Annotated in this window: 25 protein-coding genes; 22 read left to right on the top strand and 3 right to left on the bottom strand. The window is 68.5% G+C overall.

The genetic code is table 11. The annotated features are described in order from the left end of the window. The first annotated feature begins 48 nt into the window (after positions 1–48). The 14 genes from QLQ15_RS03635 (at position 49) to QLQ15_RS03570 (ending at position 13,911) form a co-directional block, all read left to right on the top strand. Complete coding sequence (locus QLQ15_RS03635; RefSeq protein ID WP_283211488.1) at positions 49–957, top strand: AEC family transporter; 909 nt, start codon at positions 49–51, stop codon at positions 955–957. Positions 958–1,017: 60 nt separating this feature from the next. Then, the gene (locus tag QLQ15_RS03630; protein WP_283211487.1) at positions 1,018–1,650 is read left to right on the top strand and encodes a ParA family protein; all 633 of its coding nucleotides are present in this window, start codon (positions 1,018–1,020) and stop codon (positions 1,648–1,650) included. A gap of 57 nt (positions 1,651–1,707) precedes the next feature. Continuing rightward, positions 1,708–2,184: a SixA phosphatase family protein gene (locus tag QLQ15_RS03625; RefSeq protein ID WP_283211486.1), complete on the top strand. Its 477-nt coding sequence runs from the start codon at positions 1,708–1,710 to the stop codon at positions 2,182–2,184. Further along, positions 2,181–2,807: a YceI family protein gene (locus QLQ15_RS03620; protein ID WP_283211485.1), complete on the top strand. Its 627-nt coding sequence runs from the start codon at positions 2,181–2,183 to the stop codon at positions 2,805–2,807. The genes QLQ15_RS03625 and QLQ15_RS03620 overlap by 4 nt, the downstream gene beginning before the upstream one ends. Then, positions 2,804–4,849: a phospholipase D family protein gene (locus tag QLQ15_RS03615; protein WP_283211484.1), complete on the top strand. Its 2,046-nt coding sequence runs from the start codon at positions 2,804–2,806 to the stop codon at positions 4,847–4,849. The genes QLQ15_RS03620 and QLQ15_RS03615 overlap by 4 nt, the downstream gene beginning before the upstream one ends. Before the next feature lie 44 nt (positions 4,850–4,893). Continuing rightward, positions 4,894–7,137 (top strand): glycosyltransferase family protein, encoded by a 2,244-nt coding sequence (locus QLQ15_RS03610; RefSeq protein ID WP_283211483.1) that lies wholly within the window; start codon positions 4,894–4,896, stop codon positions 7,135–7,137. A gap of 337 nt (positions 7,138–7,474) precedes the next feature. Next, entirely contained in the window at positions 7,475–7,660 is a 186-nt protein-coding gene (locus QLQ15_RS03605; RefSeq protein WP_283211482.1) for a hypothetical protein, read from the top strand. Positions 7,661–7,693: 33 nt separating this feature from the next. Then, positions 7,694–7,882 carry a hypothetical protein gene (locus QLQ15_RS03600; protein ID WP_283211481.1) on the top strand — a complete coding sequence of 63 codons (189 nt, stop codon included), beginning with the start codon at positions 7,694–7,696 and terminating at the stop codon, positions 7,880–7,882. 171 nt (positions 7,883–8,053) lie between these two features. Then, positions 8,054–8,503: a hotdog fold thioesterase gene (locus QLQ15_RS03595; RefSeq protein ID WP_283211480.1), complete on the top strand. Its 450-nt coding sequence runs from the start codon at positions 8,054–8,056 to the stop codon at positions 8,501–8,503. A gap of 112 nt (positions 8,504–8,615) precedes the next feature. Next, complete coding sequence (locus QLQ15_RS03590; protein WP_283211479.1) at positions 8,616–9,422, top strand: lysophospholipid acyltransferase family protein; 807 nt, start codon at positions 8,616–8,618, stop codon at positions 9,420–9,422. Positions 9,423–9,571: 149 nt separating this feature from the next. Beyond that, on the top strand, positions 9,572–10,558 hold the full coding sequence (locus QLQ15_RS03585; RefSeq protein ID WP_283213918.1) for a YheT family hydrolase: 987 nt from the start codon (positions 9,572–9,574) through the stop codon (positions 10,556–10,558). A gap of 112 nt (positions 10,559–10,670) precedes the next feature. After that, complete coding sequence (locus QLQ15_RS03580; protein WP_283211478.1) at positions 10,671–11,090, top strand: hypothetical protein; 420 nt, start codon at positions 10,671–10,673, stop codon at positions 11,088–11,090. 66 nt (positions 11,091–11,156) lie between these two features. Next, a complete protein-coding gene (locus tag QLQ15_RS03575; protein ID WP_283211477.1) occupies positions 11,157–13,229 on the top strand; it encodes a tetratricopeptide repeat protein in 2,073 nt (690 codons plus the stop codon). Between the two features lie 55 nt (positions 13,230–13,284). Next, positions 13,285–13,911 carry a YbhB/YbcL family Raf kinase inhibitor-like protein gene (locus tag QLQ15_RS03570; protein WP_283211476.1) on the top strand — a complete coding sequence of 209 codons (627 nt, stop codon included), beginning with the start codon at positions 13,285–13,287 and terminating at the stop codon, positions 13,909–13,911. Positions 13,912–13,965: 54 nt separating this feature from the next. On the opposite strand, the gene QLQ15_RS03565 is transcribed toward QLQ15_RS03570, so the two are convergent. Both QLQ15_RS03565 and QLQ15_RS03560 read right to left on the bottom strand, forming a co-directional pair. Further along, positions 13,966–14,817, bottom strand: a complete 852-nt coding sequence (locus QLQ15_RS03565) for an META and DUF4377 domain-containing protein (RefSeq protein ID WP_283211475.1) — start codon at positions 14,815–14,817, stop codon at positions 13,966–13,968. An 85-nt stretch (positions 14,818–14,902) separates the two neighbouring features. Continuing rightward, on the bottom strand, positions 14,903–15,757 hold the full coding sequence (locus QLQ15_RS03560) for an undecaprenyl-diphosphate phosphatase (protein ID WP_283211474.1): 855 nt from the start codon (positions 15,755–15,757) through the stop codon (positions 14,903–14,905). Positions 15,758–16,044: 287 nt separating this feature from the next. Here QLQ15_RS03560 and glnA point away from each other — a divergent pair, with 287 nt between their 5' ends. The 4 genes from glnA to QLQ15_RS03540 all read left to right on the top strand — a co-directional run bounded on the left by glnA (position 16,045) and on the right by QLQ15_RS03540 (position 20,594). Continuing rightward, a complete protein-coding gene (glnA, locus tag QLQ15_RS03555) occupies positions 16,045–17,454 on the top strand; it encodes a type I glutamate--ammonia ligase (protein WP_283211473.1) in 1,410 nt (469 codons plus the stop codon). Between the two features lie 293 nt (positions 17,455–17,747). Continuing rightward, positions 17,748–18,506: a TorF family putative porin gene (locus tag QLQ15_RS03550; RefSeq protein WP_283211472.1), complete on the top strand. Its 759-nt coding sequence runs from the start codon at positions 17,748–17,750 to the stop codon at positions 18,504–18,506. Positions 18,507–18,530: 24 nt separating this feature from the next. Continuing rightward, the gene (locus tag QLQ15_RS03545; RefSeq protein WP_283211471.1) at positions 18,531–18,869 is read left to right on the top strand and encodes a P-II family nitrogen regulator; all 339 of its coding nucleotides are present in this window, start codon (positions 18,531–18,533) and stop codon (positions 18,867–18,869) included. 252 nt (positions 18,870–19,121) lie between these two features. Continuing rightward, positions 19,122–20,594, top strand: a complete 1,473-nt coding sequence (locus tag QLQ15_RS03540) for an ammonium transporter (RefSeq protein WP_345782411.1) — start codon at positions 19,122–19,124, stop codon at positions 20,592–20,594. 99 nt (positions 20,595–20,693) lie between these two features. On the opposite strand, the gene QLQ15_RS03535 is transcribed toward QLQ15_RS03540, so the two are convergent. Beyond that, positions 20,694–22,085, bottom strand: coding sequence for an amino acid permease (locus QLQ15_RS03535; RefSeq protein WP_283211470.1), 1,392 nt, complete (start codon positions 22,083–22,085; stop codon positions 20,694–20,696). Between the two features lie 91 nt (positions 22,086–22,176). On the opposite strand from QLQ15_RS03535, the gene QLQ15_RS03530 reads away from it, so the two are divergent. From QLQ15_RS03530 to QLQ15_RS03515, 4 genes are all read left to right on the top strand, one after another. Beyond that, complete coding sequence (locus QLQ15_RS03530; RefSeq protein WP_283211469.1) at positions 22,177–22,419, top strand: hypothetical protein; 243 nt, start codon at positions 22,177–22,179, stop codon at positions 22,417–22,419. Between the two features lie 72 nt (positions 22,420–22,491). Then, complete coding sequence (locus QLQ15_RS03525; RefSeq protein WP_283211468.1) at positions 22,492–23,529, top strand: NAD(P)H-dependent flavin oxidoreductase; 1,038 nt, start codon at positions 22,492–22,494, stop codon at positions 23,527–23,529. Positions 23,530–23,640: 111 nt separating this feature from the next. Next, entirely contained in the window at positions 23,641–24,348 is a 708-nt protein-coding gene (locus tag QLQ15_RS03520; RefSeq protein WP_432277837.1) for an endonuclease/exonuclease/phosphatase family protein, read from the top strand. A gap of 106 nt (positions 24,349–24,454) precedes the next feature. Next, positions 24,455–25,411 carry a lysylphosphatidylglycerol synthase domain-containing protein gene (locus QLQ15_RS03515; RefSeq protein WP_283211466.1) on the top strand — a complete coding sequence of 319 codons (957 nt, stop codon included), beginning with the start codon at positions 24,455–24,457 and terminating at the stop codon, positions 25,409–25,411. Positions 25,412–25,423 lie beyond the last annotated feature (12 nt).

The following is a 25,423-nucleotide window of genomic DNA, read 5'->3' as shown; positions in this document are numbered from 1 at the left end:
CGCGACCATGGATCTCCTTCGCGGTTTGCATGACGTACTGAGAGTTCGATGACTTTCGATGCCTTCGCGCTGGTGCTGGCGATGCTGGCCCTGGGCTACCTGTTCCAGCGCCTGCGCGTGCTGCCCGGCGACGCTGCCCAGACCCTCAACCTGGTCGTCCTTTACGTGTGCCTGCCAGCGGCGGTTCTGCGCTACGTGCCGCGGCTGCATCTGGAGCCGGCGCTGCTGGGCGTGGTGGCGGTGCCGTGGCTGGTGCTGGGCGCGACCGCGCTGACGGTAACGGTGCTGTCGCGCTGGCTGCGCTTTCGCCGCGACGAGACCGCGGTGCTGTTGCTGACGGTGGCGCTGGGCAACACCAGCTTCCTCGGCTATCCGCTCACGCGCGCGCTGGTGGGTGAGCACGCCTTGCCCTACGCCGTGGTCTACGACCAGTTCGGAACCTTCCTGGCCTTGTCCACGTTCGGTCTGTGGGTGCTGGCGCACTACAGCGGCGAGCACCGGCCCTCGCTGCGCGAGATGGCGCTGCGGGTGGCGAAATTCCCGCCGCTGTGGGCGCTGCTCGCCGGATTCACGCTGATGCCGGCGCAGCCGCCGCACTGGGTCGAGAGCGGCCTGCAGCGCCTCTCCGACGCCCTGCTGCCGCTGGCCATGCTCACCATCGGACTGTCCGTGCGCCTGAGCCTGCCACGCGACGAGCTCAAGCCGCTGGCCACCGGGCTTGCGCTGAAGCTGGTGGCGATGCCGGCGCTGGCGTTGCTGCTGATGCCGCTGCTTGGCCTGCAGGGCCCGATGGCCCGCACCACTGTGCTGGAAACGGCGATGCCGCCGATGGTCACGGCCGGCGCGCTCGCCATCGCCCACGGCCTGGCCCCCCGCCTGGCCGCGGCGATGGTGGGCTACGGGACCCTGCTGTCGCTGCTGACCCTGCCCCTGTGGGCGCAATGGGGCACCGGCTGAGGCAAGCCACGGCGCCCGGGGCCGGTGTACGCTGCGGCTTCCATCCAGAGGGGAGTCCGCATGAAGACCGTGCTGGTGGCCAGTTCCAAGGGCGGGGTGGGCAAGACCACCATCGCCACGCACCTCGCCGCGCAGTCGGCGATCGAGGGCCTGCGCACCGCGCTGGTCGATGCCGATCCACAGGAATCCTCCACGCGCTGGGCGCAGCGGCGCGCCGTGCTGGAAAGCGCCGTGCTGCCGCTCGACGGCACGCGTCGCAAGGCCTGGCGCAAACAGCTGCCCGACGATACCCAGCGCACCATCATCGACGCACCCGCCGGCGCCATGGCCGACGACCTGGAGGTGTTCCTCGAGGAAGCCGATGCCGTGGTCGTGCCGGTGCAGCCCTCGGCGCTGGACATCGAGGCCACGGTCCCGTTCCTGGACTCCCTCGCCAGGCACCCTCGCGTACGCAAGGGCCAGCTGCGCGTGGGACTGGTCGGCAACAAGCTGAAGCCTTGGACCAACGCCTCCCAGCAGGCGCTCGACCTGTTGGCGGCCTGGCCGTACCCGGTGGTGGCGCAGCTGCGCGACAGCCAGGCCTACGTGGTCCTGACCGGGCTCGGAAAAAGTCTCTTCGACTACCACTCGGCGCAGGTCCGCGAGCACCAGGACGACTGGCTGCCGCTGCTCAAGTGGTTGAAGAAAGCATGAGCCATCACGCGTCTGCGTGATAATGGGCCGCCCAGTCCCTCCGGAGTCGCCGAGCGCATGCGTGAACTGATCCTGCTACGACACGCCCATGCCGAAGCCGCCGGCAACGGACAGGCGGACCTGGACCGCCCGCTGTCCGCCGAAGGACTGGCCGAGGCGGAGGCCGCAGGGCGCTGGCTCGCCGAGAACAAGCTGGTCCCGGACTGCGTGCTGTGCTCGCCTTCGCGGCGCACGCGCGAAACGCTGGAGGCGGTGCTGGCCACCATCGGCTACGTCGACCAGCGGATCGAGCCGTCGATCTACGAGGCCACGCCCGGCACGCTCATTTCCCTGGCCGACACCCACGGCGAGGTCGAACGGCTCATGCTGGTCGGCCACAATCCGGGACTGGAGCGACTGGCCGCGCTGCTGCACAGCGGCCAGTCCGGCGACTATCGCGGCATGCCGCCGGCGGGCATCGCCGTGCTGAGCGTGCCCGCCGGGGTCGGCCTGGAACCGGGTGCGGCACAGCTCAGCAAATTCTGGTGGCCGTGACGTCCAGCCTTCGGTTTTCCGCTTTCCTGCTGTCCTGCGTACTGTCGACCCTCGGGTCGGCGTCCGCGCAGCAGGCGCCGGCACCGCTCCTGGCCGATGCATCGGTCGGGGCGCCGCCGGCCGATATCCGTCTGTTCGATCCCGCCCACACGCGGTTCGGATTCGAGCTGCGCACGCGCTGGGGCCAGCGCGTGGCCGGCGAATTCCCCAAGTACGAAGGCGAGGTCACCCACCTGCCGGACGGCCGCCACAAGGTCCGCATCGTGCTGGCCACCGCGGGTGTGGTCGTCAGCGACTCTCCGCGCTACACCACCGTCGCGCGCGGGCCGAGCTTCTTCGATGCCGCCCGCTTTCCGTACATCGAATTCGTTTCCGACCCGCACCCTGAATCGCTGATCCGCACCGGCGGACGCATGCGTGGGCGGCTGTCGATGCACGGCGTCAGCCGTGTGGAGACCTTCTACCTCGACCCCGCCGAATGCGACACGCCGGGCAAGGACTGCGATGTCGTCGCCAGCGGCAGCATCAGCCGGGATGACTATGGCCTCGACGGCTGGCACTTCGCCCTGGTCGACCGGGTCCGGTTCAGCCTGCGCGTGCGGGTGCTGGAACCCACACCATGAACTGGCAGGTGCGTTTGACCGTAGCGCTCCTGGCGCTGTGCCTGGGTGCGTGCGCATCGCTCAGCGGACCGCAGCGCGAGCGCGCCACCGCCGTGGTGGTCCAGGCGCGTTCGACCGAGCTGACCTGCGACCGTGCCGATGCCTGCGCGCGTCCTTCGCCGCTGCGGGCCCTGGCCGCGCGTGCCTTCGCCGAATCCACGCCCGAGGCGCCACGCCATTACGCGCTGATCATGGACCGCGGCCCCGATGCACTGCTGGCGCGCGTGAACCTGATCCGCAGCGCCACCACCGCGATCGACCTGCAGACCTACATCTTCGATGAGGATGACGCCGGGCGGCTGGTGCTGGACGAACTCCTGGCCGCCGCGCGCCGTGGCGTGCGCGTGCGCGTGCTCATCGACCAGCTGTCTGCGCTGAAGCACGTCGACACGCTCGCCGCGCTGGCCGGTGCGCACGCCAACTTCGAGCTGCGGCTGTACAGCCCGGTGCTCGGTCGCGCACAGATCAGCTACCCGCAGTACGCGCTCGCGGCGGCGTGCTGCTGGCGCAAGCTCAACCAGCGCATGCACACCAAGCTGCTGCTGATCGACGGCGCCGTGGGCATCACCGGTGGGCGCAACTACCAGGACGACTATTACGACTGGGACGACGAATACAACTTCCGCGATCGCGACCTGCTCGTCGCCGGTCCGGTCGCGCGGGTGATGGCGCAGGATTTCGCGCTGTTCTGGGGCGATCGCCGCGCCGTGCCGGTCGAAGGGCTGTACGACGTCGGCCATCGCCTGATCGACAGGGGCGTGCCCGCGTTGCCGCCGATGCAGTTCGAACGTCCCGAACGCGCGCAGGCGATGTCGCGCGACGCCGACGACAGCGCGCTCATCGTCGAACGCCTGGCCTCCCGCGCCATTCCGGTGGGCCCGGTGCGCTACATCTCCGACACGCCCGAGAAGCACCACGCCATCAACGCCGAAGAGCAGGCGGTGGCATCGGGATCGCTGCGCGGCCTGATCGAGTCGGCGCAGCAGGAAGTGATCATGCAGACGCCCTATCTGGTGCTCTCCGACGCGGCGCAGGACATGTTCCGCCAGCTGCACCAGCGTCCGCGCGAGCAACGGCCGAAGGTGATCATCTCCACCAACAGCCTGGCCGCGACGGACGCGTTCATCGCCTACGCGCTGTCGTACAAGTACAAGCGCCGTTACCTGCGCGAATTCGGCTTCAACATCTTCGAGTTCAAGCCGTTCCCGGCCGATGCGCCCATCGATGTGGCCACCACCGGCGCGACGCTGCCGGACTTCGACGATGAGGGCGTGTCCAGCGCAAACCCGAATGTCGTATCGCCCTCGCGCGCGCTGGCCGGGGAAAGTGGCACCACCGAGAGCTCGACGGAATTCAGTCCGGAAGAGATCGAGGCGCGCCGGGCCGAGTCCCGTCGCGAGCTGCGCGACCGCTACGACCGCAACAGTGTCGTGGAACGCGAGGAATACCGCCGCGCGCTGTCGCGCGAGTACAGCGCGCTGCGCTACAGCACGCGCGGCGCCAACCGGCCTGTGCCGCTGGAGCGTGCCGGCGTGCGCATCGGCCTGCATGCCAAGTCGATGGTGATCGACCAGAAGATCGGCGTGGTCGGCACGCACAACTTCGACCCGCGCGGCGACCACTACAACACCGAGAGCGCGGTGGTCATCGAGGATGCCGCCTTCGCCCAGGCGCTGGCCGCGAGCATCCGCCGCGACATGGAGCCCGCGAACGCGTGGGTGATCGCACGCCGCGACAAGCCGCCCGTGTTCTCCGGGCTGGACTACTCCATCGGCAAGATGTTCGAGGCGATGCCGGTCTTCGACCTGTGGCCGATGCGCTACGCGACCAGCTACGAATTCGTGCCCGGCCCGCAATGCCCGCAACCGCTGCTGCCCAGCGACCCGGGTTTTCGCGCGTGCTACAAGCCGGTCGGCGACTTTCCTGAAGTCTCCGCGGGCTTCAAGGGCCTGACCACCCGCATCTTCACCGCGTTCGGCGCCGGCCTGGCGCCGATCCTGTAGCGCAGGGCCTGCGCCTTCTCTCCCTCAAATCCGACATGCCCGACATGAAGTCGCTTCTGCCACGGAAGGTGGCCACGTGGATCGATCGCCTCGCCGAAGCTGCGTTCGCGCATCCTGCGCGCGCGCTGGCGATCGTCTGGTTCCTGTTGTGCGCGCCCTGGCTGCTGGGACGTCGCGCGTTGCGCTACGACGCGGCGCAGGAGTTCTACCCGGCCGTGGCTTTCACGGTGCAGCAGCTGCGCGAACTGCAGGGGCCGTGGTGGAACCCCTACCTGTTCGGCGGCTTCCCGCATTTCGCCGATCCGCAGGGCATGACCTTCCAGCCGACGGTGATCGGGCCGATGCTGTTCTCGGCGCTGCCGTCGCTGGGGTGGTTCACGGCGGTGGTGATGATGCACGTGCTGGTCTGCGGTCTCGGCGCGCTGCAGCTGGCGCGACGGTACGCGCTGCAACCGCCGGCGCAGTTGCTGTTCGCGTTGACGATGATGTTCGGCGGCGTCGCCGCATCGCGCATGCAGCACGTGCCGATGATCGTGAGTTACGCCTTCCTGCCGTGGCTGCTGTGGTCGCTGCACCGCGTGGCGGAGCGGCCCGTACTCGCGCGCGCACTGGCGGCCGGCGTGATCGGCGGGCTGTGCGCGCTGCAGCTCACCCAGGTCACCTATCTGATCGCCCTTGCGTCCGCGGCCTATGGGCTGCTGCTGTTGCGCACCACGAGCCTGCGCGGACGCTACGCCGCGATGCTGGCGGTGGCTGGCCTCGTGGCGTTGCTGGTGAGCCTGCCGCAATGGTTGTCGACGTGGTCGCTGCTGCCCTACACCAACCGCGTGCAGCTGGACCTGGAAGCGACCCTGCACGGGCGCCTGTCGTGGAGCGCGCTCACCACGCTGGTGGGCCTGGACTTCTTCCGTCACGGTACTTACCTCGGGCCTGGCGATCTCACCCAGGACTATCTCTATCTGGGCGCGGTGCCGCTGGCGGTGTGGGCTGCATGGGGCGGCAGCGTGCTGCCGGCGCATCGTCGCCTTGCGCGCGGGCTGGCGATCGTCGTCATCGTGACGCTGGTGTATGCACTGGGCACGCACACGCCCGTCTACGGCTGGCTGCACCGTGCGATGCCCGGCGTGGATCTGTTCCGGCGTCCTGCCGATGCCCTGTTCCTTCTGGTGCCGGCCGCCGCGATGCTGGCCGCGCTGTCGCTGGAAGCGCGCCTGCAGCGGGCGCCGCTCAGGCGGCATTGGTCGGCCTGGGCATTGGTCGCGATGCTGCTGGCCTATGCGCTGTGGCAGGCCATCGGCGTGATGCGGTGGCCGGGTGCGCTTGCCGGTGTGGCATGGGCCGTCGTCGCGGGCGGCGTGGTGCTGTGGTGTCTGCGCGGGACGCAGCCCGTGTCGCGCTCGGTGCTGGCCGCGGTGCTGGCGCTGGTGGTGGTCGATCTGTCGATGCACAACGTGCGCACCGAGTACTACGGCGGTCGCGACGACGCGCGCCGGCTCTATCGCGATGCCGAGTGGCCTGCGGAATCGGCGTCCACTCTGATGCCGGCATTCACGCGCCTGCGCGACGAACTGCATCGCGGCCCGGTGCCGGAGCGCGCGGAACTGCTGGGCCTGGACGATCTGGTCAACGGCGCCAGCGTGCGCGCAATCGCGATGACCGCGGGCTACAACCCGATGCTGTTGGCCTCGTACGCACAGGTGGCCGGCGCGCAACCGGGTCTGGTGCGGCGTGTCGCGGAGCGGCCGTTCACGGCGTGGGCACCGGACTACGACGCGCCTCTGTTCGATCTGCTTGGCCTGCGTGCCGTGGTGTCGCGTGATGCGTTCGATGGCGCGCAAGCGATGGGCCCGGTGTACTGGAAGTCGCGTCAGAGCGTGCTGCCGCGCGTGCTCACGCCCACGCGCGTGCGCGTGCACACCACGCCGATGCCGGCGGCCGACGCGTTCGCTACCACCGATTTCCGCAACGAGCTGTGGATCGCGCAGGCCGACGCGGCGCGCGCCGGCGCATGCGCATCGACGTCCGGCGTCGCTGCGCGCGTGGGTCGCATCGACTATCGCGCCAACCGGGTGGACATCGACTACCAGGCGACCGGGGCCACGTGGCTGGTGCTCAACGAAATCACCGCGCCCGGCTGGATGGCGCTGGTCGACGGCCATGAAGTTCCCCTGGTCCGCGCCAATGCGCTGTTCCGCGCGGCCTGTGTGCCCGAAGGCGCGCACCGCCTGACCTTTGCCTTCAGCCCCGTGCGGATGATCGCCGCGCGGGGGCAGGCACCTGCCCGCTGACGATCCCGCGCGGGCCCCAAGGGCCCGTTTCGCGCAGTGGCCGCCGCGCCCCCCATCGAGGGGTGCGTGCTCAGGTACATGAATGTGACGCCCGTCACTGGCCCTGTTGGGCCAGCGGCGACGCGCGAGCTCGCCTGCCGGACCGGAAGCCGGCCCCCTGCCATCAGTCATGGCAACGCTGGGCCCGAAATGTCCATCTATATCAGCGAGTTCCGGCTGCAGCCGCGCTTCGCCAGGTAGGTCTTCGGTGGGGTGACTTTTGGCCCATGGCGGAATTGGTTTGGTGTTGTACTTTACCAACACACCAAGTCACACCCCCACCGACAAGGACACCGCCATGAACGCCCTCCGCACCGTCTCCGCCCCGTCCGCCAAGCCCGCCCCGTCCCCGGTCGTGGTCGCCCTGGCCTCCCGCAACCACCGTGAACGCGATTTCGGCGTCGGCTACGGCAACAGCAGTGGCTATGCCAGCAACCGCCGCTACACCACCGAGTGGGCGCCCCCGCGCTTCCGCTTCGCCTGACCCGTCGCAGTACCGCTACCGCAGGAAACCGCCATGAACGCCTCCCGTCCCAACCCGACCCCTTCCGCCTCCAGCCCGCGCGCCTCGAACGTGATCCCCATGCCGGAACGTCACGTGCACCGCGAACGCGATTTCGGCGTCGGCTATGGCAACAGCAGCGGCTATGCCACCACCCGCCGCTATGCCCAGGACTGGATGCAGCCGCGCTTCCGCTGCGCATGACCGCAACGCCCGACCAGACAGCACCGAATGACAGCGCTCTCTCCTGACAGCTTCCCCCTGGCCCGGTTCCGGTTCGTCGCTTTCTCTCCGTAACGACGTCCCGGCCGGGCCCTCTTTTTTTTTCACGTCCGCGCGCTGGCCCCGGGCCGCACCCGCCGCTAAGGTGGTGCGATGAACGAAACCCCTTCCGCGCCGCGCCGCTCGCCCTTCCGCAGCGCCTCCACCGTCGACGACCTCAACGCGCTCTCACGCGGCACGGCGATGGAACCGCTGGGCATCGTCTTCACCGAGATCGGACCGGACTACGTGCGCGGCACCATGCCGGTCGACGCCCGCACCCACCAGCCCTACGGCCTGCTCCACGGCGGCGCGTCGGTGCTGCTGGCCGAGACGCTGGGCAGCAGCGCCGGCAATCTGTCCTGTGGCGAAGGCGAGGTCTGTGTCGGCATCGAGATCAACGCCAACCACCTGCGTGCCGTACGCGACGGTGTGGTCACCGGCACCGCCAGACCACTGCACGTGGGCAGTCGCACGCAGGTGTGGGAGATCCGCATCGAGGACGAGCGCGGCCGGCTGGTCTGCATTTCGCGTCTCACGCTCGCCGTCGTCGCACGCGACTGAACCGGCGTGCGCGCGCGTCGCGCCCGCACAGAGGCGATGGACCTCCAATTTCACCGCTGTGTGTCGCTGGCGACGCTGGTCGCGGCGGTTGGGCTTCGGTATCGTGCACTCAATGAATGCGCCGTCACCCCACGCCGGCGCGACGGCGCCCTTCGAGGCGCCCGCCGCGCGCGCGCTCCGCTATCTCGTCCGCGTGCCGCTGCTGGTGTGGCACGTGCTCATCGACCTTCCGCTGGTGCTGCTGATGGGCACGCCGCTGACGCGCGGCCTGCGCGTGGGCGATGAACTGCTGGAACACCGCGCGATCCGCGCCTGGTCGGCCGGCTTGATGTGGATATTCGGCTTCCGCCTGCGTCGCGTCGGCACGCCATTGCCGGGCGCGGCGATGTTCGTCGCCAACCACGTCAGCTGGATCGACATCGAAACGCTGCACAGCCAGCGCATGATGGGCTTCGTCGCCAAGCGCGAGATCGAAAGCTGGCCGGTCGTGGGCTGGCTGGCCTCGCGTGGTGAGACCATCTTCCACTCGCGCGGCAGCACCGAGTCCCTCGGCGGCGTGCTCCACGAGATGCTCGCGCGCCTGCGTGGCGGGCGCTCGGTCGGCGTGTTCCCCGAGGGTGGCACGCGTGGCGGTCGCGAGATCGGCCCGTTCCACGCGCGCATCTTCCTGGCCGCCGTCGAAGCCGGCGTACCGGTGCAGCCGGTGGCGCTGCGCTACGGCGAACGCGGCGAGGCGCAGCACGTGGTCGCGTTCCAGCCGGGCGAAAGCTTCCTGGCCAATTTCCTGCGTCTGCTGGGGGAACCCACGCGCCTGGCCGAGGTCCATTTCCTGGCCCCGATCGCGCCGGGCGAAACCGACGGTCGCCGCCGCATCGCTGAACTCGCGCGCGGCCGCATCGTCGAAGCGATGAACAGCTGAAGACGCGGCCGGCGCTCGCGCGTCGGCGCAAAGGTGCCGCCGCGCGCCGTGTTCTGCGTTGTGGAAATCAGGGGCCTTCACGCAATCTCGATCAAGGCCGGGCCTAGGCTTTTGCTCATGCATCCGCGCTCATGAATCACGTTCCAATGCTGACCAATTCCGACTACCGTCCCCCTCGCTGGCTGCGCAACGCGCACGTGCAATCGGTGCTGGGTTCCAGTCCGATGCGACGCCATCACGGCGAGCGCAGCCTGGCTTCGCTGGGCGCGATCAGCACTGACCACATCATCGACGCCGGCGATGGCGTACGCCTGCAGGGCGTGCACAGCGTACTGCCCGACACGCAGCCGCACGGCCTGGTGCTGCTGCTGCATGGCTGGGAAGGGAGTGTCGATTCCAGCTACATGCGGCTGACGGCGGTGGAGCTGTTGCGCTCGGGCTTCGAGGTGTTCCGCCTCAACTTCCGCGATCACGGCAACACGCACCACCTCAACGAAGGGCTGTTCCATTCCAACCGCATCGACGAGGTCGTGCGCGCGGCGGCCGAAGTCGCGCGTCGCTATCCCGACCGTCCGATGGCCGTGGCGGGTTACTCGCTGGGTGGCAACTTCGCCCTGCGCCTGGCGCTGCGCGCGCCGACGGCCGGGCTGCAGCTGGCGCACGTCGCCGCCGTCTGCCCGGTGCTGGACCCGGCGCGGACGATGGACCAGATGGAGCAGGGCCTGCCGGTGTACCTGTGGTACTTCGAGCGCAAGTGGCGTGGTTCGCTGGCCCGCAAGCGCGAGCTGTTTCCGCATACGCACGCCTTCGACGATGACGTGCTGGGCCTGCGCATGCGTCCGCTCACGCAGTGGATGGTCGAGCGCCACACCGACTTCGGCACGCTGGAGCGCTACTTCGACGGCTACTCCATCGCCGACGATCGCCTGGCCGGACTGCAGGTGCCGGCCAGCATCCTGATGGCCGAGGACGATCCGGTCATCCCGGTGGACGGTTTCCGTGTGTTGCGCCTGCCATCCAGCGCCCGGCTGGAAATCTCGCCCTGGGGCGGGCACTGCGGCTTCCTGGAAAGCGCGAAGCTGGACGGTTTCGCCGAGCGCTGGATCACGCGGCGGCTGGTCGAAGCGCTGGTGTGACCTGCATGCGCGCTGCAGGGACGCGCACGTGTGTCAGCGATGACAAGAAAATGCATGGTCGCCGACAGCGATCATTCACCGCGCGGTGGGTAGCGTCGCGTTCGAATACACGATGAGGCGTCCGGTCATGAAGCGCGCGGCATTCCTGGTCCTGGGGTTGATCGTCTCCGGCGCGGCCCTGGCGCAGGACTCCGCGGCTGCGCTCGACCTCGTCCTGCCACAGGCACCGCTGCGTTACGGCGGCGACGAGACCTACCGGAACGACCCACCCGGCACGTACTACGGCGACACCAGCAGTGCGCCGGACGGCGAGTGGCAGGTCCATGGCACCGTCAGCGCGGGCCTGGGCTGGTCCAGCCACGGCGGCAACAGCAACTGGCAGGCCGCGGAAGTGAACATGGCGCGCACCAGCGTCGACGAGGACGGCGACACCAGCCACATCAACCTCAACCTGCGCGTGGGGCAGGGCGAAGGGCCGATGCTGGGCCGCGGCTACTTCGCGCCGGGGCCATACGGACCGCCGGTCTGGTGAGGGCCCGGCCGGGGGCGGCCCGGCCAAGCCGCTACAATCGCGGTTTTCGCACGTTCCGAGCCGTCCATGTACGAACCGATTCTCGACGCCCTGCGCCGCGGCGCCGCCCCCGAAGCGCTGAGCGCTGCGCGTGAGGCCGTCGCGGCCCAGCCGCAGGACGCCACCGCGCACCGTCTGCTGGCCACCGCCCTGCGTCTGGGTGGCGACCGCGAAGCCGCCATGGCCGCAATCGATCACGCCATCGAACTGGCGCCGGACGATGCCAACCTCCACCTCGACCGCGCCGGTCTGCTGCTGCACGAGCGCCAGGTGGACGAGGCGCAGGCCTCGCTGGCCCGCGCCACCGGCCTGGACCCGAACCAGTTCCCCGCCTATGTGATCCAGGGCCACCTGGCCGTCGGCCGCGGCGACCTGGACGAAGCCGAGCGCCTCACCCGCACCGCTGCGCGCATCGCGCCGGAACATCCGCATGTCGCTGCGCTGGAGGGCACGCTCGCACTGCGCCGCGGTGACGCGGACCGGGCGCTGGCCATCCTCTCGCGTGGTTCCGAGCGCGCGCCGGACGACCTGCAGCTGCGTCACGCGCTGGGCTTCGCCTACATGGCCAAGGGTCACGACGCCTTCGCCGAGCAGGCCTTCCGCGCGCTGCTGGAGAAAGACCCCAACTCGCGCCCGCTGCGCATGGTCATCGCCGACCTCATGCGTCGCCAGGGCCGTTCGGGCGAAGCCGCTGACGAACTCGCACCGCTGCTGCAGGGCGAACACGCGACGCCGTCTATGCAGCGCCTGGTCGGCGAGCTGTCGCTCGAGGCCGGCCGCAACGAACCGGCACTGGCGCTGTTGCGCCAGGCCTTCGACGCCGAACCGCTGAATCTGCGCAACGTGCTGGCGATGGTGGAAGGCTGGCGTCGGCTCAACCTGGCCGAGGAAGCCCGCGCCACGCTCGACGCCACACTGGAAAAGCATGTCGACGGCGCCGACCTGTGGCGCGCGCGTCTGCTGTTCGAGGAGTTCGGCAGCGACGGCGCGCGTGCGGTCGTCGCGCGCTGGCGCGAGGCGATGCCCGAGTACGTGCCGGCGATGGAAGCGCAGGCCACCCTGCACGATCACGCCGGCGAAGCCGAAGAGGCCGAAGCGATCGCGCGCCGCATCGTCGAACTGGCCCCGGGCCATTCGCAGGCCGAACTGCGCATCGTCGAGGCGCTGATCCGCCGCGATCCCGATGCCGCGGTCGAGCGTGTGGAAAGCCTGTTGGTGCGTGCGACCGATCCGAACACCAAGCGCATGCTGCGCCAGATGCTGGGCCGTTGCCTGGACATCGCCGGCCAGCCCGAGGCCGCTGCGGCCACCTGGGCCGAGCTGCATGCCGACGTGGTCAATCTGCGTCTGCCGCTCCCGCCCGTCAGCACCACCACGCCGCAATGGCCGGACCTGGCTCCGCTGCCGGAATCGCCGGCGTCGGTGCTGCTGTTGTGGGGTGCGCCGGGCTCGCTGGTGGAGCGACTGGCCGTGACCTTCGACCAGGCCCGCGCGCCGCTGCGCGTGGACCGCTTCGGTCCGCAGCCCCCGGCCGATCCGTTGCAGCGCTACACCACGGTGCCGGGCCTGATCGACGGCTCGCTCGATCCGGCCTACGTGGTCAACCTGTGGCGCGCCGTGCTGCCTTCGCGCGGCGTGCGCGACAGCCATGTCTTCGACTGGCTGCTGTGGTGGGACAACGCGCTGCTGCTGGCACTGCGTCCGCATCTGCCCGAAGCGGTGCTGATGATCGCAGTGCGCGATCCGCGCGACATGCTGCTGGACTGGCTGGCGTTCGGCTCGCCGGTGCCGTTCGCGCTGACCTCGCCGGAAGACGGTGCACGCTGGCTGGCGCAGACGCTGGTGCAGGTGGCCGACCTGCATGAGCAGAACCTGTTCCCGCATCGCCTCGTGCGTCTGGATGACATCGCGCAGGACCCGAACGGCATCGCGCAGCACCTCGCCGATGACCTGAACGTGCAGATGCCGATTCCGTCGCAGGAATCGCTGGGCCCGGCGCACTTCGCGCCCGGTCACTGGCGTGCCTACCGCGACGCGCTGGGCGACGCGTTCGACCTGCTCACGCCGGTCGCGCAGCGCCTGGGCTATCCGGCCGAATGATGCGTGGCGGCCGCCCGCGGCCGCCCACGCCCCCCACTGAACGACCGGAGTCCCCATGCAGATCCGCAGCAACAGCTTCCAGCATCGCGAGCGCATTCCGGCCGAGTTCGCCGCCGGCCAGCCCACCGCCGACGGGTTCGGATTCGCGCCCAACCGCAATCCGCACCTGGCATGGGACGGCGTGCCGCAGGGCACGAAGTCGTTCGCGCTGCTGTGCATCGATCCCGATGTGCCGACCGTGGCGGAGATGGTCGGCAAGGAAGGCGTGCTGATTCCCGCCGATCAGCCGCGCTGCGATTTCGTGCACTGGGCGCTGGCGGACATTCCCGCCAACGTGCGCGAGATCGCCGCGGGCAGCTGCAGCGACGGCGTGGTGCCGCACGGCAAGCCCGATCCCGCCGGGCCGGCCGGTTCGCGCCAGGGCCTGAACGACTACACCGGCTGGTTCGCCGGCAATGCCGACATGTCCGGCGACTGGCGCGGTTACGACGGCCCGTTCCCGCCACCGAACGACCTGCGCCTGCACCGCTATTTCTTCCGCCTGTTCGCGCTCGACGTCGAACGCCTGGAGCTGCCGTCGAAGTTCACCGCGGCCGATGTCTTCCAGGCGATGCACGGCCATGTGCTGGATGAGGTCGCCATCTACGGCACGTACTCGCTGAATCCGTCGGTCAAGGACTGACGCAGGCCCGCGAGCGCGATGGACGCCGCAGCTCGCGGCGTCCACGTCGTTGCCTCAACGCTTGGCGCCCACTTTTTCCGACTCGACGACCATGTCGAGCACGTAGGCGACCGACGCCGCGTCCGCCGGCGGGTTCTTCGCCACGAAGCGCTTCACACGTACCACGTTGCGCGTGCCTTCTTCGTGCGTGAAGCCCGAGATGTCCTGGTACAGCGGCTGCCAGCCTTCCTGCGCGCCGGTGCGCAGACCGTTGGCGTCGAAGAACACCTCGCGCACCTGCAGGCACTGCCGGTTCGGAACCAGCGGATGCGTGCACGGTTTGGACTCCGGTGCGATCTCGAGGAATGCGATCTCGCCCGGTCCACCGAAACGCGTCTCCGCGGTGGGTTCACCGCGGAAGGTGAGCACGTCGCCGCCGGTGGAGGTCAGCGTGAGCGAACCATCCGCCGTCAGGCCGGCGGCCTGCGTGCCCTGCAGACGCTTGCTCACTTCCTGGTCCAGTGCCATCAGCTTCTTGTCGACGCAGGCCATCATCGTGGACGCCAGGTCGGACACGATCAGGTTCGACCCGTCCAACCGATAGCCGCCGCCGAGGCGATTGCAGGTGTTGCTGACGTTGATCCGACCCTGGTTGAAATCCAGCTGCACCGGCTTGTCCGCACGCGCAAACAACGCTTCGATGCGCTGGCCTTTCGCATCCACTGCCTGCTGCAGCAGCCAGTGATGCCCACCCAGCAGATTGGCGTCCCCGGTCGATGCCGGCGCGGCGGGCGGTGGTGATGTCGGCGCGGTGGCCGGGGCGGGCTCTGCGGCGGGCGGTATTGCCGTGGTCGCGGGTTCTTCGGGGGTGCGCGAGCAGGCCGCCGCGAGCACCACGGACAGGGTCACAAGTGCGAGGCGTTTCATGGGTCTCTCCTTGGAAGGCGACCCATGGAAACGAACCACCGCTTAGGACGGGGTGAAGGCGGACCGCGTCGGGCCCGCCCCGCATTCAGCTCCCCGACGGCACCAGCCAGAGCAGCGCCGCACCCAGCACGAAACGGTAGATCGCGAACGCGGTGAAACGGTGGCTCTGGATGTAGCGCAGCAGCCACTTCACCGAGATGAAAGCGGTAATCGCCGAGGCCACGAACGCCACCGCCAGCGCGCTCCAGTCCTCGTTCGCCGCTTCGCCGTCGTGCAGCACGGACAACAGCTCATAGCCGGTCGCGGCGAACATCGTCGGAATGCCGACCAGGAAGGCGAACTCCGTTGCCGCCGCACGCGAGGTGGTACCCGCCAGCAGCGCGACGAAGATGGTCGCGCCCGAACGCGAAGTGCCCGGAAACACGCCCGCCACCACCTGCGCGATGCCAACCAGGATCGCCACCGTCCAGGTGATGGTGGCGCGCTCGCCCAGCACGGCCGCGCGCTTGGCCGCGAAGTGTTCGGCCGCGATCATCCACACGCCGCCCAGCACCAGCGCCCATGCGATGGGCGTGACTTCATCGGGCAGCTCGAAGCCCAGCTTCTTCACGATCACGCCCAGCACCGCGGTAATGCCGAAGGCCACCGCGAGCTTGAAGGCGTAGTCGCGCGCTTCGCGCGCATCCATCGGCATGCCGGCAGGGCTGTGCTCGGCGAGCGCGCGGCGCCCGAGGAAACCCATCGCCAGATCCCACAGTCGCTGGCGGTAGATCAGCACCACCGCGAGGATCGCGCCGGCCTGGATGGAGATGTTGAACAGATCGCTGCGATGCCCGAGCCAGCGTTCGGCGATGAGCAGGTGCCCGGTGCTGGAGATGGGCAGGAATTCGGTGATGCCTTCGATGATGCCCAGGAGCAGGGCGGCGAACAGGTCGGTCATGGGGCGGGACGGCTTCCTGGGCGTGGGAGGACAATCGCGGCGTGCTCGCGTGAGCGGCACGAAGTGGCGCAGCATACCGGATGGGTCCGCATGCACCGGGTTGATGCAAGGGCCCTGCCTTGCGCACCATCATGGTGCGTAAAGTTCGCAACCCCGTCCTATGACTCATTGAAATCAATGCGTTACGGCGCCGTGAAAGTTGGCACGACCATTGCGTAAGTAACTCTGTCACCGGCCCACAAGCCGGTCCGTCATCCCCCATCTCCCATTCCGAACCGGAGTCAGCAATGTCGATCGAACACGTAGAAAAGCTCATCAAGGACCACAAGGTCGAATTCGTCGACCTGCGCTTCGTGGACATGCGCGGCGTGCAGCACCACGTCACCTTCCCGAAGTCGATCGTGGAGCCGAGCCTGTTCGAGGACGGCAAGATGTTCGACGGCTCCTCCATCAGCGGCTGGAAGGGCATCAACGAATCCGACATGGTGCTGCTGCCCGATGCCAGCACCGCGTTCCTGGACCCGTTCACCGCTGACCCGACGCTGGTGCTGACCTGCGACATCCTCGACCCGGCCACCATGCAGGCCTACTCGCGCGACCCGCGCGGCGTCGCCAAGCGCGCCGAGGCGTATCTGAAGGCCAGCGGCATCGCCGACCAGGCCTTCTTCGGTCCGGAGCCGGAATTCTTCATCTTCGACTCGGTCCGTTTCGCCAATGACATGGGCCACACCTTCTTCCACATCGACTCGGAAGAAGCGCACTGGAACTCCGGCCGTGAGTACGAAGGCGGCAACACCGGCTACCGTCCGATGGTGAAGGGCGGCTACTTCCCCGTCGCGCCGCTGGACACGCTGCACGACATCCGCGCCGAGATGTGCAAGACGCTGGAACAGGTCGGCATGGAAGTGGAAGTGCACCACCACGAAGTCGCCAACGCCGGCCAGTGCGAGATCGGCACCAAGTTCAACTCGTTGGTGAAGAAGGCCGACGAACTGCTGACGATGAAGTACGTCATCAAGAACGTCGCCCACCGCAACGGCAAGACCGCGACCTTCATGCCCAAGCCGATCGTCGGCGACAACGGCAGCGGCATGCACGTGCACCAGTCGCTGGCCAAGGGCGGCGTCAACCTGTTCTCCGGCGACGGCTACGGCGGCCTGTCGCAGATGGCGCTGTGGTACATCGGCGGCATCTTCAAGCACGCGCGCGCGATCAACGCCTTCGCCAACTCGACCACCAACAGCTACAAGCGCCTGGTGCCGGGCTACGAAGCGCCGGTGATGCTGGCCTACTCGGCCCGCAACCGTTCGGCCTCGTGCCGCATTCCGTACGTGGCCAACCCGAAGGCGCGCCGCATCGAGATCCGCTTCCCGGATCCGATGAACTCCGGCTACCTGGTCTTCGCCGCGCTGATGATGGCCGGCCTGGACGGCATCAAGAACCAGATCGACCCGGGTGCACCGAGCGACAAGGACCTGTACGACCTGCCGCCGGAAGAAGAGAAGAACATCCCGACCGTGTGCCACAGCCTGGACCAGGCGCTGGAAGCGCTCGACAAGGATCGCGACTTCCTCAAGGCCGGCGGCGTGTTCACCGACGACTTCATCGACGGCTACATCGCGCTGAAGATGCAGGAAGTCACGCGCTTCCGCGCCGCCACGCACCCGCTCGAATACCAGATGTACTACACGATCTAAGCACCTGATCTGCTCCCTCCCCTGCCTGCAGGGGAGGGTTGGGGAGGGGTTCGAGCCGCATCGCGGCGAGTTCGGCGCTGACGCGCCTCACACCCCCTCCCAGCCTCCCCCTGCATGCAGGGGGAGGGGCTGAATACCCATTCAACCAACGAGGTAACCGAATCGACGGGTTCCGCCCGCCGCAGGGCGACTGCGTCCCGAAGAACGCGTGGGCATCAACGGCAACACGTCCACGTGGCAAGAGCACGAAGCAATGACCGGGGAGGGGCCACCGCTTATGAGGAGCCTGCGTCATGTCGTCTCGCACCACTGCCAGCAAGTCCATCGCTGCATCACTCGTCTCCGTCGCGCTGATCGGCCTGGGGATGGCCGACGCACACGCCGGTGTTTCCGGCTCGGTCGCACTGACCAGCGACTATCTTTTCCGCGGCATCTCGCAGAACAACCAGGAACCCGCGCTGCAGGCCGGCCTGGAATACGCCGCCGACAGCGGTTTCTATGTCGGCACCTGGGGCAGCAACGTCAGCTGGCTGTCGGACACGCCCGTGCCCGACAACGACATCTCCAACAGCCTCGAACTTGATTTCTACGGCGGCTATCGAGGCAAGTTCAACGACACCGTCGGCTTCGACGTCGGCGCGCTCTACTACTGGTATCCCGGCGACTACCCCTCCGGCTTCAACAGCGCTGACACGGGCGAGCTCTACTTCGGCATCACCGCTGGCGTCTTCAGCGCCAAGTACTCCTACGCCCTCACCGACCTGTTCGGCTATGCCGACTCCGACGGCAGCGGCTATCTCGACGCGGCCGTGAACTGGGAGTTCGTGCCGACCTGGACGCTCAACGCGCACGCCGGCAAGCAGTGGATCGAGAGCAACTCGGACTTCGAATACATCGACTGGAAGCTCGGCGTCACCAAGACGTTCGAAGGCGGCTTCGCCGTCGCGCTGGCCTACAGCGATACCGACGCGGAAGAAGCGCTCTACACCAACGTCCATGGCAACTACCTGGGCGACAACACGGTGGTCCTCACGCTCACCAAGACGTTCTGACCCACTTCACCACGGAGCTGCGAGATGAAACTGATCACCGCGATCATCCGGCCGTTCAAGCTCGACGAGGTGCGCGAAGCGCTCACCGAAGTGGGCGTGTCCGGCATCACCGTCACCGAAGTCAAAGGCTTCGGCCGGCAAAAGGGCCATACCGAGCTCTACCGCGGCGCCGAATACGTCGTCGATTTCCTGCCCAAGCTGAAGGTGGAATGCGCGGTGTCGGAGGCGGCCCTGGACGCCGCCCTGGAAGCCCTCGCCAATGCCGCGCGCACCGGCAAGGTCGGCGACGGAAAGATCTTCGTGCAATCGCTCGAGCGCACGGTGCGCATCCGCACCGGTGAACTCGACGACGACGCGTTGTGAGGGGGTGGCATGAACACCATCGACAAGACCCTGCCCGCATTCGCGGCTTCCGCTCCATCAGAGCCGTCATTCCCGCGAAGGCGGGAATCCAACCCGCAGCTCACATCAACTTCGACGAAAGAAGGAACCCGCACCGTGATGCACTCGAGAGTATCCCCGGCCACCGGGCGCAGCCCGGTGGCGCTCGACGCCGCGCGAACCAGTGGTTCGCAAGCAGCGGTGCCTCGCCCCCGCCTTCGCGGGGATGACGAAATGGCGGCGCGGGACACGATGCCGGCGGTGATCTCGTCGTCTGCACGAGAGCGCCTCGTCGCTTCGTTCCGCAAACCGCGCTTGTCCGTGCTCGCCGCACTGTTCGCATTGCTCGCGCCCGCGCTCGCCTTCGCGCAGGACACCGCCGCCGCGGCCGCGCCGGTCGCCAACAAGGGCGATGTCGCCTGGCTGCTGGTGTGTTCGGCGCTGGTGATCTTCATGACGCTGCCCGGGCTGGCCCTGTTCTACGGCGGCCTGGTACGCAGCAAGAACGTGCTGTCGGTGCTGATCCAGTGCCTGCTGGTGTTCTCGCTGGTCGCGGTGTTGTGGGCGCTGTATGGCTATTCACTGGCATTCACTTCCGGCAATGCATTCATCGGCGGCTTCGATCGCTTGTTCGCCAAGGGGCTGACCGCCACCGCGATGGGCGCGACCTTCACCAAGGGCGTATACATCCCGGAACTGGTGTTCTTCGTCTTCCAGGGCGCCTTCGCCTGCATCACCTGCGCGCTGATCATCGGCGCGTTCGCCGAACGCGTGAAGTTCGCCGGCGTGATGCTGTTCACCGTGTTGTGGTTCACCTTCGCCTACGCGCCGATGGCGCACATGGTGTGGTTCTTCCCGGGGCCGGATGCGTTCACCAGCAACGAGGCGGTGCCCGGTGTGCTCGCGCAGTCGGGCTTCCTGTTCGCCAAGGGCGCGCTGGACTTCGCCGGCGGCACCGTCGTGCACATCAACGCGGCCATCGCGGGCCTGGTCGGCTCGTACGTCATCGGCAAGCGCGTGGGCTATGGGCGTGAGGCGATCAAGCCGCACAACCTGACGCAGACGATGGTGGGCGCGTCGATCCTGTGGGTGGGCTGGTTCGGCTTCAACGCCGGCTCGGCGCTGGAAGCCAACGCGGTGGCGGCGCAGGCGTTCGTCAACACGTTCCTGGCCACGGCGGCGGCGGTGCTGGGGTGGACCGCTGTGGAATGGATCGCCAAGGGCAAGCCGTCGATGCTCGGTGCGGCGTCCGGTGCAGTCGCCGGCCTCGTCGCGATCACGCCGGCCGCGGGCTTCGTCGGTCTGTGCGGCGCGCTGATCATCGGTGCACTGGCCGGCGCGGTGTGCCTGTGGGGCGTGACGGGCCTGAAGCGCCTGCTCGGCGCCGACGACGCGCTGGACGTGTTCGGCGTGCACGGCATCGGCGGCATCCTGGGCGCGCTGCTGACCGGCGTGTTCGCGGCGCCATCGCTGGGCGGCGCGGGCATCTGGGATTACGTCACCGAAACCGCACTGCCCGACTACAGCATCGCCTCGCAGGTCTGGATCCAGCTGCAGGGCGTGCTGGTCACCGTGGTGCTGTCGGGCGTGGTCGCGCTGATCGCGTTCCTGATCGTGAAGTACACCGTGGGCCTGCGCGTGCCGGAGGAATCCGAACGCGAGGGCCTGGACATCACGTCGCACGGCGAATCGGCCTACGAGAGCTGACCAGAAGCTGGAGAACGCCTTCGCCGGGCGTTCTCCGGCAACCAGGCACGGCGGCGTGTGCGAACCCCTCCCCGCGCACGCCGCGGCAACGCGCGACGGTCAGGCCGTCGCGCGTTTTTTATTGCGCAAACGGCGCGCGGTCTCGCTGGCGATGGCGATGCCCGCCGTCAGCGCCACCATCGACAGGAACTGTCCGCGCGTATCGCCGGAAGAGAGCAGCAGGCCGAAGATCAGTGCCAGGATGCCCAGCGCGAACCCCGTGATCCACGGGTAGCCGCGCATGCGGAACGGCAGCGGCGTGCCGGCGCGGGCCGCGCGGCGGCGCAGGATCAACTGCGAGAGCAGCGAGATCGTCCACACCAGCAGGCACGTGGAACCGACGATGTTGAGCAGCACCGGCAGCACGCGGTTCGGATACCAAAGTTCGAACACCGTGGCGACGAAGCCGAACAGGACGCTGATCAGTACCGCCATCATCGGCACGCGGTTGGCGCTGATGCGCGCCAGCCAGCGCGGGGCCTCCTCGCGCTGGGCCAGCGAGAACGCCATGCGCGAGGCGCCGTACAGGTTGGCATTGAGCGCCGACAGCAGTGCGACCACCGCGATCAGCGTGATCGCGGTCGAGGCATAGGGAATGCGCGCCATGTCCAGCACCGCCGCGAACGGCGAGCGCAACGTGTCGCTGGTCCACGGCACCACCGCGATGATCACGCTCAGCGAACCGATGTAGAACACCAGGATGCGCCACGCCACGGTGCGGATCGCGCGCGCCAGGCTGCGCGCCGGATCCGCGGTTTCCGCGGCGGCGACCGCGACGATCTCCGTACCGCCGAAGGCGAAGACCACCACCAGCAGCGCCGTACCGATGCCGGCCCAGCCCTTGGGCGCGAAACCGCCGTGCGCCGTGAAATTCGACAGCCCCGGCGATGGCACGCCCGGCAACAGGCCGAACACGAGCGCCGCACCGATCAGGATGAACGCGATGATGGCGGCGACCTTCATGATCGCGAACCAGAACTCGAACTCGCCGAAGTTCTTCACGCCCATCAGGTTGATGACCGTGAACAGCACCATGAACGCCAACGACACCAATGGCACCGGCAGCACCGGCCACACGCTCGCCAGCAGCCCGGCCGCGCCGACGGATTCGGCCGCGATCACGATCACCAGCTGCGCCCACCACAACCAGCCCACGGTGGCGCCCGCGGTCGCGCCCATGGCATCGGCCGCATAGACCGAGAACGCGCCGCTCGCGGGCTTCGCGGCGGCCATCTCGCCCAACGCGTTCATGACGATGATGACCAGCGCGCCGGCGACCAGGTACGACACCAGCACCGCCGGTCCCGCCGCCTGCACGCCCACGCCCGAGCCCAGGAACAGCCCCGCACCGATCGCACTGCCCAGGCCCATCATGATCAGCTGGCGCGGTTTGAGTGCGTGGCCGAGTTGCGCGGTGGCCGGGTCGGCCGGAGAAACCGTGGATTCGGGCATCGGGGGCGAGGGCCGGTTCGGGGGCGCACACCATACCGCGTCCGCGTCCGGCCTCACGCGCGCCTATCGCATGAGGCGCTAGCGTTTCGTCATGGACCTTCGCACCCAGACCCTTCCCCCCGGCTGGCGCATCGAGGCCAGCGGCCCGTTTCCCGGCGGTCGCGCCTGCGTGCTGCGGCTGATCGGACCCGATGGTGTCGAGGCGGTGTGGGACGTGGAGGAATCGATGTCGCAATGCGATGCGGTGAAGCAGCTGGCCGCCGCGATGGCACTGACAGGCGAGAGCTACCGCGAGGACGACGACGATCGCCCGGGCACATTGCTGGTGCCGTGAGATGCGGATGAACCGGACCGGCACGCCCGCGGGCCGCGCCAAGGTCTACGCTGGGGCGATGGAGAGCCGCCCATGACGCTGCAGGACCTGTTCGGTATCGCGCTGCCCATCGTCCAGGCGCCCATGGCGGGCGTGCAGGACGGCGCGCTCGCGGTGGCCGTGGCCGACGCCGGTGCGCTCGGATCGTTGCCCGCCGCCACGCTCGATGCCGACGGATTGCGACGCCAGCTCGATTCGATCCGCGCGCGCACCACCGCGCCGGTCAATGTCAACTTCTTCTGCCACGCACCACCGAAGCGCGACGATGCGCGCGAAGCGGCTTGGCGCGCGTTGTTGGCGCCGTACTACGCGCAGTTCGGCATCGATCCGCAGTCGGTACCCGATGGCCCCGGTCGTTCGCCCTTCAGCCACGCCATGGCCGATGTGCTGCAGGACCTGCGCCCGCAGGTCGTGAGCTTCCACTTCGGCCTGCCCGAGCCGGAGCTGCTGCAGCGCGTGCGTGCGACGGGTGCGAAAGTGATGTCGTCGGCCACGACGGTGGACGAGGCGCGGTGGCTGCAGTCGCGCGGCGTCGATGCGGTCATCGCGCAGGGGCTGGAGGCCGGCGGTCATCGCGGCCACTTCCTGTCCGACGACCTTCGCGGGCAGATGGGGACGCTCGCCCTGCTGCCGCAGATCGTGCACGCGGTCGATGTGCCGGTCATCGCGGCCGGCGGCATCGCCGACGCGGCCGGAGTGAAAGCGGCGATGGCCCTGGGCGCGGTCGGCGTGCAGGTGGGCACGGCATTCCTGCGTTGCCCGGAAGCCACCACCAGCGCCGTGCATCGCCACGCGTTGACGCACGACGCGGGCGAACGCACCGCCTTGACGCGTCTGTTCACCGGTCGGCCCGCGCGCGGCATCGTCAATCGCGCGATGCGCGAGCTGGGCGCGATGTCGGACGTGCCGCCGCCATTTCCGCTCGCAGCGTCCGCCATCGCACCGCTGCGCATGAAGGCCGAAGTCCAGGGGTCGGGCGACTTCTCCCCGCTGTGGGCAGGGCAGAACACCACCGGTTGCCATCCGGTTCCCGCGGCGGAAATCACCAGGGCGCTCGCCGCCGCACTGTGAACAACCCGTCGACCGTCACGCGGCCGCGTCCGTGCGGTCGGCAGAATCCCGGTCAACGCGACCCGTGAACGCGGCGTGGCCCCGATCAACATCCTGACCGTCAACCTGCACATGGGGTTCAACCTCCTCAATCGGCGATTCGTGCTGCCGGAGCTGCGTGAGGCGATACGCGGCGTGTCGGCCGACGTCGTGTTCCTGCAGGAAGTGCTGGGCGAACACGCGTACCACGCACGCAGGCACGCCAACTGGCCACAGGGCCCGCAGTACGAATTCCTGGCCGATGCGCTGTGGCCGCAGTACGCATACGGGCGCAACGCGGTGTATCCGCACGGCCATCACGGCAACGCGCTGCTGTCGAAGTTCACCATCGCATCGCACGAGAACCGCGACGTCTCCGTGCACGGGCACGAGGAACGCGGCCTGCTGCATTGCGTGCTTCGCCTTCCGGAGACGGGCCGTGAAGTCCACACCCTCTGCGTGCACCTGGGCCTGCGCGAGTCGCACCGCCGGCGCCAGCTCGGATTGCTGTGCGGCATCGTGACCGACGAGATTCCGGCCGACGCGCCGCTCATCGTCGCCGGCGACTTCAACGACTGGCGCGTGCGAGGGCATCGTTTGATGCGCGACTGTGGACTGATGGAGGCCTTCGAACAGACGCACGGGCGCGTTGCGCGAACGTTTCCGTCGCGGTGGCCCATGCTGCCGGTGGACCGCATCTACCTGCGCAACGCGCGCCTGCTGGATGCGCGCGTGCTGTCGTCGCGGCCGTGGTCGCACCTGTCGGACCACGTGCCGCTGCTGGCGAGGATCGAGGCATGAGCTGGCCCGGAAAGCTCCGACTGGTCAGGTGCGCGCCCTGCTGGCAGCCGCACACGCCGCGCACTTCACGCGTACGGTTGGTGGCCGGCGGATCGGTGGAATCGCGATGAGCCATCGCCGCCCATGGTTGCGACGCCTGCGCCAGTGGGCGTTCTACGCCTTCCTCGCCGTGGTGGCATACCTGCTCGTGCGGTATGCGCGATCGGTGGACTGGGCGGAGGTGTGGAAGGCGCTGGCTGCGTACGACACCGCGACGCTCTGCGCTGCCGTCGCGCTGACGCTGGTCAGCTACCTGTTGTACTCGTGCTTCGATCTCGGTGCGCGGCACTACGCACACCATGCGCTGCCGACGCCACGCGTGATGGCCATTTCCGCGGTCAGCTACGCCTTCAGCCTCAACCTGGGCGCGGTGGTGGGCGGTGCGGGCTTCCGTTACCGCCTGTACTCGCATGCGGGACTGGGCATCGGCACCATCGGCCGCATCGTTGCGTTCACGGTGAGCACCAACTGGGTGGGCTACCTGGCGCTGGCGGGTGCGTTGTTCGTGGCAGGACAGGTGAAAGCGCCACCGCAGTGGGGCCTGAGCGGCCATGGCCTGCCGTGGATCGGCGCGGCGATGCTGGTCGCCGTCGTCGTTTACGGCGTTGCCTGTCATCGCATGCACGGGCGCATGTTCCATGTGCGCGGGCATCACTTCCGCTTGCCGTCGCTGCCCCTGGCGGCACTGCAGCTGGTGCTGGCCGCCAGCAACTGGGCGCTGATGGGCTGGCTGGTGTACGTGCTGATGCCCGCGCATGTCGGCTACGGCGCGGTGCTGGGTACGTTGCTGCTCGCGGCCGTGGCCTCGGCCATGGCGCACATCCCTGCGGGCATCGGTGTGCTTGAAGCGGTGTTCATCGCCATGCTGGGCTACCGCATCGACGAACCCACCCTGTTGGCGGGACTGCTGGCCTACCGTGCCTGTTATTACCTGGGCCCGCTGCTGCTGGCCATCGGTGGGTACGCGGTGCTGGAGGCCGTCGCCCGACGCAACCCAGCGCCCGCGCGCGGGTCGGTTGCATGAATCTGCGGAAGT

The sequence above is a fragment of the Lysobacter stagni genome (genome assembly GCF_030053425.1).
Taxonomy (GTDB): Bacteria; Pseudomonadota; Gammaproteobacteria; order Xanthomonadales; family Xanthomonadaceae; genus Lysobacter_J; species Lysobacter_J stagni.
This window is presented reverse-complemented; position numbering and strand designations above follow the sequence as displayed.